This is a genomic window from Archangium sp., from assembly GCF_045802675.1.
Classification (GTDB): domain Bacteria; phylum Myxococcota; class Myxococcia; order Myxococcales; family Myxococcaceae; genus Archangium.
The window spans coordinates 1-16,840 of record NZ_JBJMQO010000129.1 but is presented as its reverse complement, the minus strand read 5'-3'; the positions used below and the strand labels follow the sequence as shown (position 1 = coordinate 16,840).

Below are 16,840 nucleotides of genomic sequence, written 5' to 3'. Positions count from 1 at the left end.
GACGCGGGGGTGCATCGTTGGCTTCCCGGCGGTGTCCTGCCCCGGGGGACGAGGACGTGTTGGGCGGTGCGCACCGGCGGCCTGGCACTGTCGGGTGCTGGTGCCTCCGAGCGAGCGGGCGTGGCGTCGCGCTTCCCACGCGCGGAAGGAGGCGAGCAGGCGTGTCCGGACGCGGGGTCACCTGTGACACAATGCCGGTGTACCTCTCATGACGATCTCCTCTCGTGCCCGCTCTTCCCGGTGGAGCCTGATGGCCCCGGGGCTGTTCCTCACGAGCGCCGTGCTCCTGCTGCTGGGCAGCGTGGCGGGTTGTGCCCGGAGCGAGGCTCCGCCGCCGCCCGTCGAGGCCCACGTCGAGGGCCATTGGCTCCAACCGATTCCGCGCGGCAGCCGCATGGTGGCCTGCGCTCACGGCTCGCACGCGTGGGTGTGGACGCCGGGCCGGGCGGGCCTGTGGCTGGTGGACGCGGAGGGCCACGCGCTCGTCTCCGAGGCGCTGAGCGACAAGGACGCGCGCTTGCGCGACCGGGACGTGCGGGTGGTGGACGTGGTGCCCACGGCGGACCCCGAGCGTGCCTGGGTGCACGTGCAGGGCTCCTCGCTGCTGGGCGACGTGGGCGAGGTGTACGCGGTGGACCACCAGGGCCACGTGCGGCAAATCGTGGAGCCCGCGCAGGAGCTGGAGCTCGTGCCGTCCGAGGGCCATGAGCGGCTCTGGGTGGTGTCCGGGGTGAAGAAGCAGCTGCGCGTCTTCGATGCGGCGGGCACCGAGGTGGGCCGGGTGGACTCTCCCGCGCTGTCGGGGGGCACCGTGCGCAGGGTGATGCCCGTGGGGGACGGCCAGCAGGGGTGGCTCGTGCTGGACCAGAGCCTCTACCAGGTGGACGTGCGGGCGCGTTCGCTCGCGAGCGCTCCGGCCGGCGCGCGTCTGCTGCGGGCGCGGGACGTGAGCAGCATGGTGCCCACCGCGCAGCCCCAGCGCGCCTGGGTACTCGCGGAGCAGCCCGGTGCCGCGTCCGGCTCGCAGTTCGTTCTCGTGGGCCGTGAGGGCACGAAGACCACCTCGGTTCCGTTGCCCGGAGCGGTGCGGCGCATCTTCCCCCACGGCGGAGGCAACTCCTTCTGGATGCACTTCGCCCCGAGCCCGGGGGAGTCGGCGTCCGCGTTGAAGCTGGTGGGGGGCGACGATGGCAAGGTGGTGGGCCCGGGCATCGAGGTGGAGGGGACGCCGTCCGTGGTGCACTCGCCGGATGGGCACGTGTGGGTCGGCGACGACGTGCGCGTCTACCGGCTGGGCGATGGCGGTGACGAGGTGGCGCGGAGCGCGGACGCGGACGGGCTCGGGGGCGCGAGGCTCATGCCCCTGTCGGCCGAGCGCGCGTGGGCGGTGACGCGCGACGGTGTCGTCCGCCTGCTGTCCGTGGAGGGCAAGGCCATCACCGTGAGCGTCTCGCTGAGCACGGGCCTGCGCGCCCCGCTCGCGCTGGCGTGGGACGAGCATGGGGGCTGGCTGCTCTCGGACGAGGGGACGCGGCTGCACCGGCTCGTGCGCGGGCCCGAGGGACTCGAGCTCACCCAGGTGCTCGAGGGCGTGGGCATTGGCGACGTGCTGCCCATTCCAGGCACGGGCCGCTTCTGGATCGCCGGGACTCCGCGCGGCTACGTGTATGGGCCGGCCTCGGAGGTGCGGCACGTGTTGGTGGGCTTCGCGGGCGCGGCCCGCATCGAGCGCGACGCGAAGGGCAAGGCCCAGGTGCGGGGCCGCCTCGAGGCGGGCGCGCCGCTGGAGTCGTTGGAGCTCGACTGGCCCGGGCTCTCGCAGGCGGCGGAAGCGGGGCGCTCGCTGCGGCTCGAGCTGCGCGCCGAGAACGGGAAGGGCGAGCTGGCGGGGCAGGGGCTGCGGCGTCTCGCGGAGCCCACGGTGCTCTTCCAGTGGACGGCGCCGCCGGGCAGCGCCGAGCACCTCTACCGCACCGTGGTGGCGCACGAGGTGGAGAATGGCTCGCGCCTCACCGCCACCTTCGAGCACGTGCCCTTCGGTGTGCCCATGCTCGACCGCGTCTGGGTGCGCACCGCGCTCGCGTGCCTCGCGGTGACGCTGTTGCTGTTGTTGCCCATGCTGCTGCTGAGTCCCTCGGCGGCGCCGCGCCGGTGGCTGCCGCTCATCGGCTACGTCGCCTCGGTGGCGGGCGCGGGTGGGGGCGAGCTGCTCGGCAGGCTGGAGGGGCTGCGCATCCACCTGCCCACGGTGGTGGCCGTGGTCTGCGCCGAGTGGGTGCTGTGCGCGGCCCTGGGGCTGCTGTCTCCGGCCGTGTTCCGCCGGCTCGTCTTCACGCACCCGTTCTCCTGGGCCGCCGCGCCGTTGCTGCGCTGGCCCGCCTTCCGCCGCCGCTTCTTCGCCGCCCATGTCCGGCAGGTGCGCCGCCGCGTGGACGTGGCCTCCGCGCAGGCCAATGGCGAGGTGTTCGTGGAGCTCTCCTCGCACGCCGTCGAGTACGCGGGGCCCGGCGTGCCGGCCTCGCCCTCGGAGCGCACCGCCGAGGAGCTGTGCGGGCTGCTCACCCGCGAGCGCGCCCACCTGCTCATCCAGTGCGCGGGAGGCCGGGGCAAGAGCGCCCTCCTGAGGCAGCTCGTCCGGCTGTCGCTGGAGCGCTTCGAGAAGCAGCCCTCCTCGCCGCTGCCCGTCTTCATCGACCCGGCGGCGGAGGACCTGGAGACGGCCGCGAAAGAGGCGCTGCAGGACCTGGGGCTGCCCGAGGCGCTGCGCGACGCGCTGCTGGAGTCGGGCGACTTCTTCCTCGTGCTGGACGGGCTCACCGAGTCGAAGCTGGAGCCGCAGGCGCTGCGCCGCTACCTCGAGCGGGAGATGGGGCTGCACGCGCCGGTGCTGCTGTCGGCGCGGCCCAACGAGGCGTACCGGCTGGCCATGTCCCACGCGCTGCGCTGGATGGGCGTGGAGCCCAAGCGGCTGGACGAGGTGGGCCTCACGCGCTTCCAGGCCGCGTACCCGGGCGCGGATGGCAAGCCCTCGCAGCTCTCCGAGTCCTCCAAGCGCATCTGCCGGGGCCGCGCGGCGGACGGGACGTACGTGCCCATCCTCGTGCGGCTGGCGCTGCGCTTCGGCGGCGGCAGCGACGTGGACAGCGTCATCAACCTCTACCGCGCCGTCTTCGCGGGGCTGCTGAAGAAGGACCCGGAGGACGCGGCCACCTCGGAGCTGCTGGCCTTCGCGGAGGCGCTGTGCCTGGGCAGCTATTGGGAGCACCGCAGCCGGCTCATCGTCTTCCGTGACAGCCCGGACGAGCCCAGGCTGCGCCAGCTGTTGGACGCGGGGCTGCTGGTGCCGGCGGACGCGAGGCCGGGCCCGGTGCCCACGCACGTGCGCTTCTTCCACGACTCCATGCAGAGCTACCTCACGGCGCGGGCGCTGTACGCGCGCCACGCCTCTCAGGCGCGCTGGGACTGCCTGTGGCGCGCCGCGGCCGAGCCGGGCTTCGCGCGCGAGCAGTCGGACCTGATGACGGAGGCGGGCTCGGAGCTCTTCCAGATGTGCTCGTACGTCTTCGGCCACGACGCCCGCCTGAAGGCCGAGCTGGCACGCCACCTGGAGCTGTGCGCGGAGGCCAACGACGAGCGGCTCAACAAGGAGGGCGTCCTCGCGGCGGTGCCGGAGGCGTTGCGGCCCGTGCTGCGCAAGTCCGGCCGGGTGCTGTCTCCGGGCCTGGTGCTCGCCGAGGCCAGCCGGGCCTGCCGGGAGCATGCGGACGGCGAGGCGCTCTTCCTGCTCTACGCGCGCATCGCGCCGCTTGCCTGGCCGTGGAAGCCGGACGACACGAGTGCCACGGAGTTGCAAAAGGACGTGGACGCGGCGTGAATCCTCTCATCCGCCGAGAAGCCGCGTGGGTGCTCCGATGTCGGTGGAGTGACGCATGCGGGAGGGGTCGCACTTTCCTCCGGGAATATCCGTGACCACCTTGTTGTCGGTGTTGGTGTTGAGATAGGTAATGAGCGCCGTGAATCGCCGAGTCATGTCCACATACCTCGCATGGTTCGTCTGCGTCCTGCTGTCGCTGGGACTGCAGCCGGGACAACTCACGCGCTCGCTGAACGCCGCGCTCTGCGCCCAGAATGTGGCCTCGCAGGCCCCGGGTCAGGGGCAGAGCCAGTCCAACACCGAGGAGCATCACGACCACGCGGTGGAGTCGAGCCTCAAGGGCTACTCCCTGCGTGCTCCTCACGGGGGCCCGGGGCCGACGCGCGGTTGGCTGCTCCTGCGCGCGTCGCTGAACGCGCATCCGGCCGCTCCCGAGCCCCTGGTGTCCGAGGACGTGCGCCGCGTGTTGCTGCCGCGCCGCGCGCCCCCTCCGGAACCGGACTCACAACACGTCTGAGCACCGCCCTTTCGAGGGCCTGAGTCCTTTCGTGTCTCGCACGGGCACGCGTGTGTCCGCGCGAGGTGGGTTCCACCGGTTTTGATTGCACCTCTCCTCGTCTGTCTTCCGGCCCTTCGCGGGGCCGACGCCGGGGAGCGTGTGTCCAGGGGTTTTCACCATGCAGAAGTTGATCGAAGGTCTTCACCGCTTCCAGTCCGAGGTCTTCACCGCCCAGAGGGATCTCTTCTCCCGGCTGTCCCAGGGGCAGAGCCCCGAGGTGATGTTCATCACCTGCTCGGACAGCCGTATCTCCCCCACGCTCATCACCCAGTCGGGGCCGGGGGACATGTTCGTGATGCGCAACGCGGGCAACATCGTCCCGCCCTACGGCATGGGCGCCGATGGCGAGGACGCCACCATCGAGTTCGCGCTGGTGGGCCTGAAAATCCGGCACATCGTCATCTGCGGCCATTCGGACTGCGGCGCGATGAAGGGCCTGCTGCACCCGGAGATGCTGGAGACGCTGCCGGCGATGAAGACGTGGCTCAAGCACGGCGAGCCCACGCGCAGAATCATGGACGCCAACTACCGGCACCTGCACGGCAACGCGCTGGTCACCGCGACGGCGGAGGAGAACGTGCTGACGCAGCTGGAGAACCTGCGCACGCACCCGGCCGTTCAGGAGCGGCTGGAGCGCCGCGAGCTCACGCTGCACGGCTGGGTCTACAAGATCGCGACGGGCCAGATGTTCAACTACGACCACGAGGTGGGGCAGTTCACGCCGCTCGCGCGTCCCGCGCTCCCGCCGCCGCTCCAGGACGAGCGCGCCGCCGGCTGAGCCGCCGCGCATCGCTCCGGCCGGCCCGGTCGTGGACGGTCCGGCCGGGGCGCGTCCCCCCTTTCACTTCACCTCACGGGGCCGGTGCGTCCGGCGCCCGGAGTCCCCCCATTTCTTCTCTCTCTTCCTGGCTGATTGGACACGATGGCGACGTCTCATTCCGAGGTTTCTGATTCGAAGGTCGACTTGTCCCCGCTGCGCAACTTCCGTTTCGACCTGCCGGCGGGGCTGGTGGTGTTCCTGGTGGCGTTGCCGTTGTGCCTGGGCGTGGCGCTCGCGTCGGGCGCGCCGCTGCTCAGTGGGCTCATCGCGGGCGTGGTGGGCGGCCTGTTCATCCCGCTGGTGAGCCGCTCGCCGCTGTCGGTGTGCGGTCCCGCGGCGGGGCTGGCCGCCATCGTGCTCGCGGGCATCCAGCAGGTGGGCTCGTTCGAGGCGTTCGCGGCGGTGGTCGTGGTCTCGGGCGTGATGCAACTGGGGCTCGGCCTGTCCCGCGCGGGAGGCATCGTGTCGTTCATGCCCTCCAGCGTCATCAAGGGCATGCTCGCGGCCATCGGCCTGCTGCTCATCCTCAAGCAGCTCCCGTACGCGCTCGGCATGCCCGGCGGGAAGCTGAGCCTCTCGCCGAGCGCGCTGTCCGGCATCCACCCGGGGGCGCTCGCCCTGGGCCTGGGGTCGCTGGCCGTCCTCATCCTCTGGGACCAGTACAAGCCGAAGCGGCTCGCCGTCGTCCCGAGCGCCCTGCTGGCCGTCGTGGTGGCCACGCTGCTCAACGAGCTGTTCCGGCGCTTCGCCCCCTCGCTGGCGCTCGGCACGGGCTACCTGGTGTCGCTGCCGGTGGAGGGCGCGGCGAGCTTCATCGAGCAGCTGCGCTCGCCGGACTGGCGCGTGCTGGGCCAGGGCGGTGCCTGGGTGCTGGCGGTGACGATTGCCGTGGTGGCCAGCCTCGAGACGCTGCTGTCGCTGGAGGCGGTGGACCGGTTGGACCCGCACCACCGCCGCACGCCGCTCAACCGCGAGCTGGTGGCGCAGGGCCTGGGCAATGCGCTGTCGGGGCTGCTGGGCGGACTGCCCGTCACCTCGGTCATCGTGCGCAGCAGCGCCAACGTCAACGCGGGGGCCCGCACGCGGGTGTCGACGATGATGCATGGCGCGCTGCTGCTCGGCGCCGTGGTGCTGGCCGGCGAGCTGCTGCGCCGCATTCCCCTGGCGAGCCTGGCCGCCATTCTGCTGGTGACGGGCTACAAGCTGGCGAAGCCGGCGCTGTTCCGCCTCATGTACGGCCTGGGGTGGAACCAGTTCGTGCCCTTCGTCGTCACCATCGGCGCCATCCTGGTGACCGACCTGCTCAAGGGCATCGTGGTGGGGCTCGGGGTGGCCCTGGCCTTCATCCTGCGCAACCACCTGCGCGCCCCGTACACGCTGCGCCACGAGGGCGACCGCTTCGTCATCTCGCTGAAGGGGGAGGTCTACTTCTTCAACAAGGCGGCGCTGCTGCGGGCCCTGGAGCGCCTGCCGGAGGGCGCGGTGGTCGTGGTGGATGGCTCGGCGGCGGACTTCATCGACCACGACATCGTCGAGGCGCTCGGCAGCTTCGGCCAGGCGGCCCCCCAACGGAACATCCGGTTGGAGGTGCGGGATGTCGGACGGACCCGGGTCGTGGCCGCGTGAGCACGAGCGGCGCCCTGCCTGCCCGCTGGCGCCGCTCCTCCTCCATTTTCTGGCATCCTCCACCGCCTCTCGACTCACGCTGGAGGAGGGTGCCTGATGGCCACCACACCTGGGATTCGCACCGCGGAGCTGCCCGGCCCACGCAACACGCCGCTGTTCGGCCTCACGGGGAGCAACATCCGCTTCGTCGCCAACCAACTGGTATGGCTCAAGGAGCTGAGCAGCTACGGGCCCCTGGTGACGATGGCGCGGGGCACCTCCGAGCGCCTGTTCATCTTCCATCCCGACTTCAACATGCAGGTGCTGAGCAACCCGGCGCTCTTCCGCTCGCCGGAGCTGTGGCGCATGGCACCGGAGAGCTCGTCGCTGAGCCGGCTGTGGAATGGGCTGCTCACCATCAACGGCGAGCATCACAAGAAGCACCGCCGGATGATGATGCCCTCCTTCCACAAGAAGAAGGTGGAGGGCTACCGCGACGAGATGGTGGCACGCATCGACCGGATGCTGGGCTCCTGGAAGCCGGGCGAGGTGCGCGACCTCTTCCACGAGATGCGGCAGGTGACGCTGCTCATCGTCACCAAGGTGCTCTTCGGCCTGGAGAACGAGGCGGAGACGCTGCGCATGGGGCTGCTGATGGCCGAGTGGCTGGAGCGCTACACGTCTCCGGCCGTCCACCTGCTGCCCTTCGATGGGCCCGGGCTGCCCTACCGCCAGTTGCTCCGCGTCTCCGAGCGGGGCGAGGCCGCCATCCGCGAGCTCATCGCGCGCAAGCGGGAGAAGGGCGCGGACGGGGACGACGTGCTCTCCATGCTGCTGCAGGCGCGCGACGAGGAGGGCGGCTCCCTGTCCGACGCCGAGCTGGTGGGCCAGACGAACATCCTCTTCGTCGCCGGCCACGAGACGACCACCAATAGCCTCGCATGGACGTTCCTCCTGCTCGATCAGCACCCGGAGGTGCACGGGGCGCTGCTGGAGGAGCTGGAGGGGGAGCTGAAGGGCGCGGCGCCCACCCTCGAGCAGCTCGAGCGGTTGCCGCTGCTGGACCGGGTGGTGAAGGAGAGCCTGCGGCTGCTGCCGCCAGTGCCGATGTCCTTCCGCACGAGCACCGGGCCCTTCGAGATGGGCGGCTACTCGTTCCCGGCCGAGACCCAGCTGCACTACAGCCCCTTCATCACCCACCGCCTGCCGGACCTCTACCCCGAGCCCGACCGGTTCCGCCCGGATCGCTGGCTCCAGAGCGACCCTCCGGTGTACGGCTACATCCCCTTCAGCCAGGGGCCCCGGCGGTGCATCGGCGCGACCATGGCGCTGCTGGAAATCAAGCTGATGCTCTCCATGCTGCTGCCGCGCTACCGGCTCTCCCTGGCGCCGGGCACCCGCGTGGACCCCCTGGTGCGGGCCACCATGCGGCCCAAGGGGGGACTGCCCATGCGCATCCACCCGCAGGACAAGCACTTCGAGCGCTCGGAGGTGCGCGGAACCATCCGGGACATCGTCGCCCTGGCGTGAGCCCGGCGATGGTTCTATGAGCAGAGCATGAGTCTCTCTCCGCCCCTCACGCCTCCTTCCGAGCTCGTCCCCGCCCTGCGCGAGCGGGGCTACGCCGTGCTCGGCCGCTCGGGCCTGTGCGAGCGGGTGGGCACCCCCGCCGCCGCGCTCGACGCCCTGCGTCCCACCTGGGATGACCTGCCGGCCGATGGCTACCTGCGCGACGGAGGCCGCTACCGTTCGCGCCGGCACTCGTGCTTCGTCGTCGAGGGCGCGGCTGTTACTCCGGTGCCGCACCGGGCACACTGGCAGCCAGTCGAATACAACGCGCTGCACGGCGGACTGGAGCGCTGGTTCGAGCCGATGACGCCGGCCGTGGTGGCGCCGCCCGTCTGGTCCCAATTGCTGCGCTCGCTGGCCGAGTGCTGCTCGGCGCTGAAGGGGCCGCGGCCGTGGTACGTGGAGGCGCACCAGTTCCGCATCGACACGACGGATGGCATTGGCCGGCCGACGCCCGAGGGGGCGCACCGGGATGGCGTGGACTTCGTCGCGGTGCTGCTCGTGGGGCGCGAGGGAATCAAAGGCGGGGAGACGCGCGTGTTCGAGGCTGCGGGCCCGCATGGCATCCGCTTCACGCTGACGGAGCCGTGGTCGGCGCTGCTGCTCGACGACGAGCGGGTCATCCACGAGAGCACCCCCATCCAGCCGCTGGGCGAGCGGGGGCACCGGGACACGCTGGTGCTGACGTTCCGGGCGAAGGGCTTCCAGGGTCCCGCGGCCTCGTGAGGGTGAGGGTAATTCGTGTCCAGGGTTCGTCGCCCGGAACGAATGTGCATCGCGGGGACTTGCCCCGGACGCCGGAGTGACTACCGATTGCGGCACCCACCGTGCCCGTCACCCTGCCAGCCCATGCCGCCGCGGTCCTGCCCTTCTTCCGGCTCTCGCGCCGCGGCGTGCTGCCCACCGCGCTCGTCATCGGCGCCTGCGCACCGGACCTCTCATACATCTACGCACTGAGGGACGTCGGGGACTACGCGCACGAGTTCCCCGGCTTCATCCTCTTCTGCGTGCCGGTGGGGCTCGTGGTGCTGCTGTGGCTGGAGACGCTCGTGCTGCCCGCGCTGTGCCTGGCCCTGCCCGAGGCGCTCGGCGTGCAGTGGGGCCGCTTCGTGCGCACCGGCGGCCTGCCGCGCACGCCGAGCACCTGGGTGGCCGCGGTCGCGGCGCTGGTGCTCGGCGCGGCCACGCATGTCCTCTGGGACGGCTTCACGCACCACAACATGTGGCCCGCGGGGGTGCTCTACCCGGACGTGCTCGTGCCGGTGGGGAGCCGGGAGCTGCCGCTCGCCCGGGTCCTCCAGCACGTCTCCTCGCTGGTGGGCTCGCTGGGGGTGCTCGCGTACCTGGCGCGCCGCTACCGGCACCTGGAGCCCGTGCGCGGAGGCTCCCTGGCCGACTTCCTCCGCGTGCTGCTGCCCACCGCCGTGGGTGCCAGCATGGGGCTCGCGCTGCGGCTGGCGCGCTACCAGGACATGGGCGCGCTGGAGGCGCAGCTGTGGTGGGCCTTCTGGCCCACGGTGACGGGAGCGCTCGCGGGGCTCACCCTGGGGTGCGTGCTCGTGCGTTGGCGAGGATGGCGCGGGGTGCCGCTCGGCCGGGGCGCCCGGGCTCGCGGGTGACTCCTCCACGGCCGGGCGTCTCGTGACCCCACGCCGCGTCTGCCTGGCGATGCCCTCCTGTCCGCACCCCCAGTGAATAGGTTCCGGGGTGAGGAGAGCGCACGAAATGCTGACACTGACTCGGGACGACGTCCGTCTGGGGTGCCGCGCCGCGGACTGGCGGGCGGCCCTGGCTCAAGCCGCCGACGAGCTGGTCCGGGCTGGCCGGGTATCGGCCGAGTACAGCGAGGGGTTGCTTGCTCGGGAGGCCCAGTCCTCCACGTACCTGGGTAACGGCATCGCGATTCCCCACGGCACGCCCGAGAGCCGGCGCTACGTGCGCTCCACGGGGGTGCGCGTGTTGCAGTTCCCCGAGGGCGTCCAGTGGCATGACGGCTCGCGGGTGAACCTGCTGGTGACGATCGCCGCGCAGTCGGACGAGCACCTCGACATCCTGCGCCAGCTCACGCACGTGCTGGACCGCGAGGGCGTGGCCGAGACGCTGGCCCGCGCGACGAACCCCGAGGACGTGCTCGCGACGCTGGCCCACGTCCCGGAGAAGGCGAGGCTCGACGCGGAGACGCTCTGCCTGGGCGTGCCGGCCCATGACCGGTTGGAGCTGGCGCTGACCGCGGCGGCGAGGCTGTTGCGTCTTGGCAACGTGGAGGCGGGCTTCGTCGCGTCCATCGCGGCGCAGCGGCCGTTGCCCCTGGGCCAGGGGCTGTGGCTCGTGTTCAGCGCCTCGGGCGTGAGGTCGCCGGCGTTGGCGCTGGCGACGCCGGCTCACTCCGTGAAGGAAGGCTCGGTGGCCGTGTCGGGCGTCTTCTGCCTGGCGGCCCATGGAGACGCGCATCGCGTGCTGCTCGAGCGGCTCGATGGGATGCTCGCGCGCGGGGATGGTGAGGGCCTCGTGGGCCTGTCCGCCGAGCACGTCCTGTCGCGGCTGTCCGGCGAGTCCGCGCTGGCCCAGACGGCCCGCGTCCGCCTGCTCAACCCTCAGGGTCTGCACGCGAGGCCGGCCCGGGAGCTGGTGCTGGTGGCACGGCAGCAGCCCGTGCCGGTGCGCGTCCGTCTGCTCGAGGGCAGCGCCGAGGCCGTCTCCGCCGCCAGTCTGACGAGCATTCTCTCGATGGGAGTGCGCCGGGGCCAGACGCTGGTGTTCTCGGCCGAGGGCGAGGGCGCGGCGCGGGCCGTGTCGGCGATGGTCGAAGCGGTGCTCGGCGGCCTGGGTGAGCCGGTGACGCCGCTCGACGAGACGCGGGAGCCGCAAGAGAAGCAGGCGCCTCCCGAGACGCGAGCGCGGGCCCCTGTCCGCGCCGTCGCGAGGGAACCGGTGGTGCCACCGGCGGCGGACGAACCGATGACGGCGGTGCCCGCGGCTCCGGGCCTGGCCATTGCGCCCGCCTACGTGCTGCGCCTGCCCGAGTTCCATTACCCCGAGAAGGCGGGGGACGGCGCACGCGAGCGGGGACGGCTGGAGCGGGCGCTGGAGGAGGCGCGGCAGCAGCTCGAGACGCTGGTGCGGCGGACGAGCACCGCCGAGGTCGCGAAGATCCTGTCCGTGCACGCGGAGATGCTGGAGGACCCGGAGTTGCGCGACACGGCCATCGAGTCCATTCAAGCGGGCGCCTCGGCCGAGGCCGGTTGGTGGGGAGCGATCGACACGGCGGCGCGTGCGCAGGAGGCGCTCGAGGACCCACTGTTGGCCCAGCGGGCCGCGGATCTGCGCGACGTGGGGCGGCGCGTGCTCGGCCTGCTGTGTGGCGTGGAGATGCCCATGCCCCCGGACCAGCCCTACATCCTGGTGGCCGAGGACGTGGGGCCCTCGGACGTCGCGCGGCTGGATACGGCGAAGGTGCGGGGCCTCGTCACCGCACGGGGTGGAGCCACCTCGCACAGTGCCATTCTCGCGCGGGCGCTCGGCATCGCCGCCGTCGTGGGAGCGGGGGAGCGCGTGTTGGGATTGAGCTCGGGTGTCGAGCTCATCGTGGACGGGGAGCTTGGACGGGTCATCTCCGCTCCGAGCCCGGCCCGCCGGCAGCGCACCGAGCGGCGCATGGAGGAGCAGGAGGTCCGTCAGCGGGAGGCGCACAGCCGGAGGCACGAGGAGGCGCGTACGCGGGACGGGCACCGCGTGGAGGTCGCCGCGAACCTGGGCAACACCGCGCATGCCGCCGATGCCGTCGAGCGCGGAGCCGAGGGCGTGGGCCTGCTGCGCACCGAATTCATCTTCATGGAGCAGCCCCAGGAGCCGGACCTCCAGACGCAGATCGCTTTGTACAGCCAGGCGATGGATGCGCTGGCGGGCCGTCCGCTGGTGGCGCGCACGCTGGATGTGGGCGGGGACAAGCCGCTGCCCTACTGGCCCATGGAGGAGGAGGAGAATCCCTTCCTCGGCCTGCGCGGCATCCGCCTGACATTGACGCGGCCCGAGGTGATGGAGACGCAACTGCGCGCGTTGCTGATGGCCGCGGGCGCCCGGCCGCTGCGCATCATGTTCCCGATGGTGAAGGACATCGACGAGTTCCGGGCGGGCAGGGCGATCTTCCAGCGGGTGCAGGCGGAGGTGAAGGCCACGGACGTGCAGCTCGGCGTGATGATCGAAGTGCCCTCGTGCGCGCTGCTCGCGCCCTCGCTCGCGAAAGAAGCCGACTTCTTCTCCATCGGTACGAATGACCTCACCCAGTACACGCTGGCCATCGACCGGGGCCATCCCCGGTTGTCCGCGCAGTCGGATGCGATCCACCCGGCCGTGCTGCGGCTCATCCGCTTCACCGTCGAGGCCGCCCATGCCGAGGGCCGCTGGGTGGGCGTCTGCGGGGAGCTGGGCTCGGACCTCCTGGCGATTCCGGTGCTGGTGGGACTGGGCGTCGATGAGCTGTCCGTCAGCAGCCGCAGCGTGCCACTGGTGAAGGCTCGCATCCGCGAGCTGACGCTGCCCCAGGCGCGAGAGCTGGCCGAGCTCGCGTTGAGACAACCCACCGCCATCGCGGTGCGCGAAGCCCTGGAGGCGGTCTGATGGCACGCATCCTGACCCTCACGCTGAATCCCGCCCTGGACCTGGCCATCCGGATCGGAAGCATCCGGCTCGGCGAGGTCAACCGGACCGAGAGCACGCGCATCGATGCCGCTGGCAAGGGCATCAACGTGGCGCGAGTGCTCGCGGGGCTGGGCCATGACGTCACCGTGTCGGGGCTGCTGGGGACCGACAACGAGACGCTCTTCGTGCGGACCTTCACCGAGCTCGGGCTGCACGACGCGTTCATCCGGGTGCCGGGCGAGACGCGCATCAACGCGAAGCTCTCCGAGACCGGCGGGCGCGTCACCGACCTGAACGGACCGGGACCGATGATTCCGGCGCACGCGCTCGACGCGCTGACCGAGCGCCTGGAGTCCCTGCTGCCCGGGCTCGAGGCGGTGGTCATCTCCGGGAGCCTTCCGCCGAACGTGACGCCCGCGAAGCTCGCGAGCCTCGTCTTCGTGGCGCGCGCGCGGCGGGTGCCGGTGTGGCTCGACACGAGCGGCGCGGCGCTGGTGGCGGGCCTGGGTGCGCGGCCCTCCGGCGTCAAACCCAACGAGAAGGAATTGGCCGATTGGGCGGGCCACCCGCTCGACACCTCCGAGGCGCGTCTGCAGGCGGCGCTCCGGCTCAACTCCGAGGGCGTCGAGGACGTCATCGTCTCGGCGGGTGCGGAGGGCGTCATCTGGGCCCAGCGAGGCGATGCGCTGATGGCCGAGTCGCCCCGGGTCTCCGTTGTCAGCACGGTGGGCGCGGGCGATACGCTGCTGGCCGGCATGCTGCACGGGGTGCTGTCCGGCTGGCCGCGCGAGCAGGGGCTCCGCTTCGCGACGGCGCTCGCCGCCGAGTCCGTGCGTCATATCGGCGTGGGGGACCCGAGGACCGCGGACTTCGAGCAGCTGCAACGGCAGACCATCATCCGGAGCCTGACTTCGGACGCACGCACGGGGGGGAGTCTCGGATGAATGTGATTGTCATCACGGCCTGCCCCAGTGGTGTGGCCACGACCTTCCTGGCCTCTCGGGGGCTGGTGCGAGCCGCCACGCAACGCGGCTGGACGGCGTCCGTGGAGATGCACAGCCAGCTCCAGCCGTTCGTCCCGCTCGGCAGTGCGACGCTCGCCGCCGCGGACCTGGTCGTCGTCGCGGCGAGCGCACCGGTGGACCTGGCGCGATTCGTCGGCAAGCGCGTCTATCAGGCGCCCATCGCGGAGGCGCTGCCGGACCCGGGGGCATTCCTGACACGTGCCGAGCAGGAGGCCCGTCCGTTGACCGAGGCCGCCAGCGAGGGCGTCACCGCCGCCCCTCCCGAAGTGGCCACGTCGATGCCGTCCGCCGGGGGCAAGCCGAAGATCGTCGCCGTCACCGCCTGCCCGACGGGAGTGGCGCATACGTTCATGGCGGCCGAGGCCCTGACGCAGGCGGGGAAGGGGCTCGGGTATCCCATCCGCGTGGAGACGCGGGGCTCGGTGGGCGCGCAGAACGTGCTGACGCCGGAGGAGATCCGCGAGGCCGAGGTCGTGATTCTCGCTTGCGACATCGAGGTGGACTCCTCGCGGTTCGCGGGCAAGCGCGTGTGGAGGACCTCGACGGGCGCGGCGCTGAAGAAGTCCGGCCAGACGATTCACGATGCGGTGGCGCAGGCGAAGGTCATGGGAGGCGCGCCAGGCGGTGCGGCGGCTGCCGAAGGCGGTGGCGGCAAGGGCGAGAAGCGCGGCCCCTACAAGCATCTGCTGACGGGCGTGTCGTTCATGCTCCCGATGGTGGTCGCGGGCGGCCTGCTCATCGCGCTGTCGTTCGTGTTTGGCATTGATGCCTTCAAGCAGCAGGGCACCCTGGCGGCGGCGCTGATGGAGATTGGCAGTGGCGCGGCCTTCAAGCTGATGGTGCCGCTGCTCGCGGGTTACATCGCGTATTCCATCTCCGACCGGCCCGGAATCGCTCCCGGCATGATTGGCGGCTATCTGGCGAGCAGCCTCGGGGCGGGCTTCCTGGGCGGTATCGCCGCGGGCTTCATCGCGGGCTACACGGCCCTGGCCCTGAGCCGCCGCGTGAAGCTCCCGGCCAGCGTGGAAGCGCTGAAGCCCATCCTCATCATCCCGCTGGTGGCGAGCCTCGTGACGGGCTTGGTGATGATCTACGTCATCGGTACGCCGGTGGCGGCGATCATGTCGGCGATGACGAGGTTCCTGACGAACATGAACTCGGGGAACGCTGTCCTGCTGGGCTCGCTGCTCGGCGCGATGATGTGCTTCGACCTCGGCGGGCCGGTGAACAAGGCGGCGTATACCTTTGGCGTGGGCCTGCTCGCGACGGGCGCGGGCGGTTACGGCCCCATGGCGGCGATCATGGCGGCCGGCATGGTGCCGCCCATCGGCATGGGAATCGCGAGCATGATCGCGAGCGCCAAGTTCTCCAAGCAGGAGCGCGAGGCGGGCAAGGCGTCCCTGGTGCTGGGCCTGTGCTTCATCTCCGAGGGCGCGATTCCCTTCATGGCCAAGGATCCACTGCGCGTGATTCCCACCTGCATGGTGGGCGGAGCGCTGACGGGCGCGCTGTCCATGTACTTCGGCGTGCAGCTCATGGCGCCCCACGGCGGGCTGTTCGTGCTGCTCATCCCGCACGCGGTGAACCACGTGCTGCTGTACCTGCTGTCGATCGCCACCGGCTCGACGTTCGTGGGCGTGGGCTATGCGCTGGTGAAGACGGGCAAGGCGGAGCTGCCGGGCGTGACGGCGCAAACGCAGGGCCGCGGGGTGACCGAGGTGTCCGCGTAGACAGTAGCGGGGCCGCCGCCCGGAGCGCACCGGCAGTGCTGGAGTAGAAGCCTCACTTGTTAGGTTGTCAGTCCCGCCTCCTATCCTTCAGGGTCGTTGCATCTTGGGGAAAGGCCACTGTCATGCCCGAGGCGTATCGAAGTTCTGGGGCTGGGGAGGTCGGTGTTTCGCAGGTAGAAGCTCGAGGAGAGAGCGTGAGGGGCCCTCCGCGGTGGGCACCCGCTGGGGCCTTCGGGCTCATCGTGCTCTTCCTCTTCGCGGCGTGCGCGACACAGGCGCCCATGGGTGGCCAGCTCGCCGGGGTGAGTCGGTGGCGCCCTCCGCCGGCGAAGGAGGATCGCCCGGCACCGCGAAAGCTCGAACCGGTGGTGGTCGTGTTCGCGGACAGTCCCACGGCGAGCGGCAATACCCACGTGGTGGCCCTCACGGCGACTGAATACCGGCATGCGGTGCAGCAGCTCGGCCACCACTTCCAGGTGAAGGGGACGCCCCAGGAGACGGCCCAGGTGCTGCTCCAGGCCACGCCGGAGGAGGAGCTGCTCGCCGAGGTGTACCGCGACAGGGTGCTCACGCTGGTACCGCTCAACGACAAGGGCCCGCTCATACCCGAGGCCGAGGCGGCGCTGAAAGAGAAGTACCAGCACTGGTGCGAGCACCGGGGGGGCGGTGACTGCCTGGGTCTCTTCACCGATGGGCCCTACCTGCGCACGGACGACAGGCGCACGCTGGCGCTGGCCCTGGCCTTCGGCACGGTGCTCGACGAGACGCAGGCGGCGCTGGGGCGGGAGCTGAGCCCGCAGGCGATTCTTTCCTCGCTGGTGTGGGCTGCGGGCCTGTACCTGGTGCTCTGGCTACTACCGGAACCTGCATCAGGACACCTGTGTTAGCGGGAATGGAGGTGATGATGGTGGTGCTGCGTGGGACGGCGTGACGTCCGTTTTCGAGCAAGGGCGGCCTGGATGAGCTGCTCCACCTCGTGGGTCAGCTGGAAGCAGAAATTGCTCTTCGGTAGAGCACGCT

Annotated in this window: 12 protein-coding genes; 11 read left to right on the top strand and 1 reads right to left on the bottom strand. The window is 71.2% G+C overall.

Features of this window, described 5'->3' with window-relative positions:
- The first annotated feature begins 208 nt into the window (after positions 1 to 208).
- Positions 209 to 3,874 (top strand): hypothetical protein, encoded by a 3,666-nt coding sequence (locus ACJ8AN_RS35470; protein ID WP_407760003.1) that lies wholly within the window; start codon positions 209 to 211, stop codon positions 3,872 to 3,874.
- Between the two features lie 6 nt (positions 3,875 to 3,880).
- On the opposite strand, the gene ACJ8AN_RS35465 is transcribed toward ACJ8AN_RS35470, so the two are convergent.
- On the bottom strand, positions 3,881 to 4,030 hold the full coding sequence (locus ACJ8AN_RS35465) for a hypothetical protein (protein WP_407760002.1): 150 nt from the start codon (positions 4,028 to 4,030) through the stop codon (positions 3,881 to 3,883).
- Here ACJ8AN_RS35465 and ACJ8AN_RS35460 point away from each other — a divergent pair.
- The 10 genes from ACJ8AN_RS35460 (at position 4,029) to ACJ8AN_RS35415 (ending at position 16,707) form a co-directional block, all read left to right on the top strand.
- Entirely contained in the window at positions 4,029 to 4,391 is a 363-nt protein-coding gene (locus ACJ8AN_RS35460; RefSeq protein ID WP_407760001.1) for a hypothetical protein, read from the top strand. The two genes, ACJ8AN_RS35465 and ACJ8AN_RS35460, sit on opposite strands and share 2 nt — an antisense overlap.
- A 160-nt stretch (positions 4,392 to 4,551) precedes the next feature.
- Positions 4,552 to 5,211 (top strand): carbonic anhydrase, encoded by a 660-nt coding sequence (locus tag ACJ8AN_RS35455; protein WP_407760000.1) that lies wholly within the window; start codon positions 4,552 to 4,554, stop codon positions 5,209 to 5,211.
- A 144-nt stretch (positions 5,212 to 5,355) separates the two neighbouring features.
- On the top strand, positions 5,356 to 6,879 hold the full coding sequence (locus tag ACJ8AN_RS35450) for a SulP family inorganic anion transporter (RefSeq protein ID WP_407759999.1): 1,524 nt from the start codon (positions 5,356 to 5,358) through the stop codon (positions 6,877 to 6,879).
- A gap of 96 nt (positions 6,880 to 6,975) precedes the next feature.
- Positions 6,976 to 8,388 carry a cytochrome P450 gene (locus tag ACJ8AN_RS35445; protein ID WP_407759998.1) on the top strand — a complete coding sequence of 471 codons (1,413 nt, stop codon included), beginning with the start codon at positions 6,976 to 6,978 and terminating at the stop codon, positions 8,386 to 8,388.
- 27 nt (positions 8,389 to 8,415) lie between these two features.
- On the top strand, positions 8,416 to 9,153 hold the full coding sequence (locus tag ACJ8AN_RS35440) for a 2OG-Fe dioxygenase family protein (protein WP_407759997.1): 738 nt from the start codon (positions 8,416 to 8,418) through the stop codon (positions 9,151 to 9,153).
- 101 nt (positions 9,154 to 9,254) lie between these two features.
- Positions 9,255 to 10,046, top strand: a complete 792-nt coding sequence (locus ACJ8AN_RS35435; protein ID WP_407759996.1) for a DUF4184 family protein — start codon at positions 9,255 to 9,257, stop codon at positions 10,044 to 10,046.
- A 106-nt stretch (positions 10,047 to 10,152) separates the two neighbouring features.
- Positions 10,153 to 13,044, top strand: a complete 2,892-nt coding sequence (gene ptsP, locus ACJ8AN_RS35430; RefSeq protein WP_407759995.1) for a phosphoenolpyruvate--protein phosphotransferase — start codon at positions 10,153 to 10,155, stop codon at positions 13,042 to 13,044.
- Complete coding sequence (gene pfkB / locus ACJ8AN_RS35425) at positions 13,044 to 14,009, top strand: 1-phosphofructokinase (RefSeq protein ID WP_407759994.1); 966 nt, start codon at positions 13,044 to 13,046, stop codon at positions 14,007 to 14,009. Before ptsP ends, pfkB begins: the two co-directional genes overlap by 1 nt.
- A complete protein-coding gene (locus ACJ8AN_RS35420; protein WP_407759993.1) occupies positions 14,006 to 15,820 on the top strand; it encodes a PTS fructose-like transporter subunit IIB in 1,815 nt (604 codons plus the stop codon). The genes pfkB and ACJ8AN_RS35420 overlap by 4 nt, the downstream gene beginning before the upstream one ends.
- Positions 15,821 to 16,014: 194 nt before the next feature.
- Positions 16,015 to 16,707, top strand: a complete 693-nt coding sequence (locus ACJ8AN_RS35415; RefSeq protein WP_407759992.1) for a hypothetical protein — start codon at positions 16,015 to 16,017, stop codon at positions 16,705 to 16,707.
- Positions 16,708 to 16,840 lie beyond the last annotated feature (133 nt).

What these genes read in the sequence shown, in the direction of transcription:
- ACJ8AN_RS35420 (WP_407759993.1), top strand. Translation starts at nt 14,006, where the DNA reads ATGAATGTGATTGTCATCACGGCCTGCCCCAGTGGTGTGGCCACGACC.
- ptsP (WP_407759995.1), top strand. Translation starts at nt 10,153, where the DNA reads ATGCTGACACTGACTCGGGACGACGTCCGTCTGGGGTGCCGCGCCGCG.
- ACJ8AN_RS35450 (WP_407759999.1), top strand. Translation starts at nt 5,356, where the DNA reads ATGGCGACGTCTCATTCCGAGGTTTCTGATTCGAAGGTCGACTTGTCC.
- ACJ8AN_RS35440 (WP_407759997.1), top strand. Translation starts at nt 8,416, where the DNA reads ATGAGTCTCTCTCCGCCCCTCACGCCTCCTTCCGAGCTCGTCCCCGCC.
- pfkB (WP_407759994.1), top strand. Translation starts at nt 13,044, where the DNA reads ATGGCACGCATCCTGACCCTCACGCTGAATCCCGCCCTGGACCTGGCC.
- ACJ8AN_RS35455 (WP_407760000.1), top strand. Translation starts at nt 4,552, where the DNA reads ATGCAGAAGTTGATCGAAGGTCTTCACCGCTTCCAGTCCGAGGTCTTC.
- ACJ8AN_RS35445 (WP_407759998.1), top strand. Translation starts at nt 6,976, where the DNA reads ATGGCCACCACACCTGGGATTCGCACCGCGGAGCTGCCCGGCCCACGC.
- ACJ8AN_RS35465 (WP_407760002.1), bottom strand. Translation starts at nt 4,030, where the DNA reads ATGACTCGGCGATTCACGGCGCTCATTACCTATCTCAACACCAACACC.
- ACJ8AN_RS35470 (WP_407760003.1), top strand. Translation starts at nt 209, where the DNA reads ATGACGATCTCCTCTCGTGCCCGCTCTTCCCGGTGGAGCCTGATGGCC.
- ACJ8AN_RS35460 (WP_407760001.1), top strand. Translation starts at nt 4,029, where the DNA reads ATGTCCACATACCTCGCATGGTTCGTCTGCGTCCTGCTGTCGCTGGGA.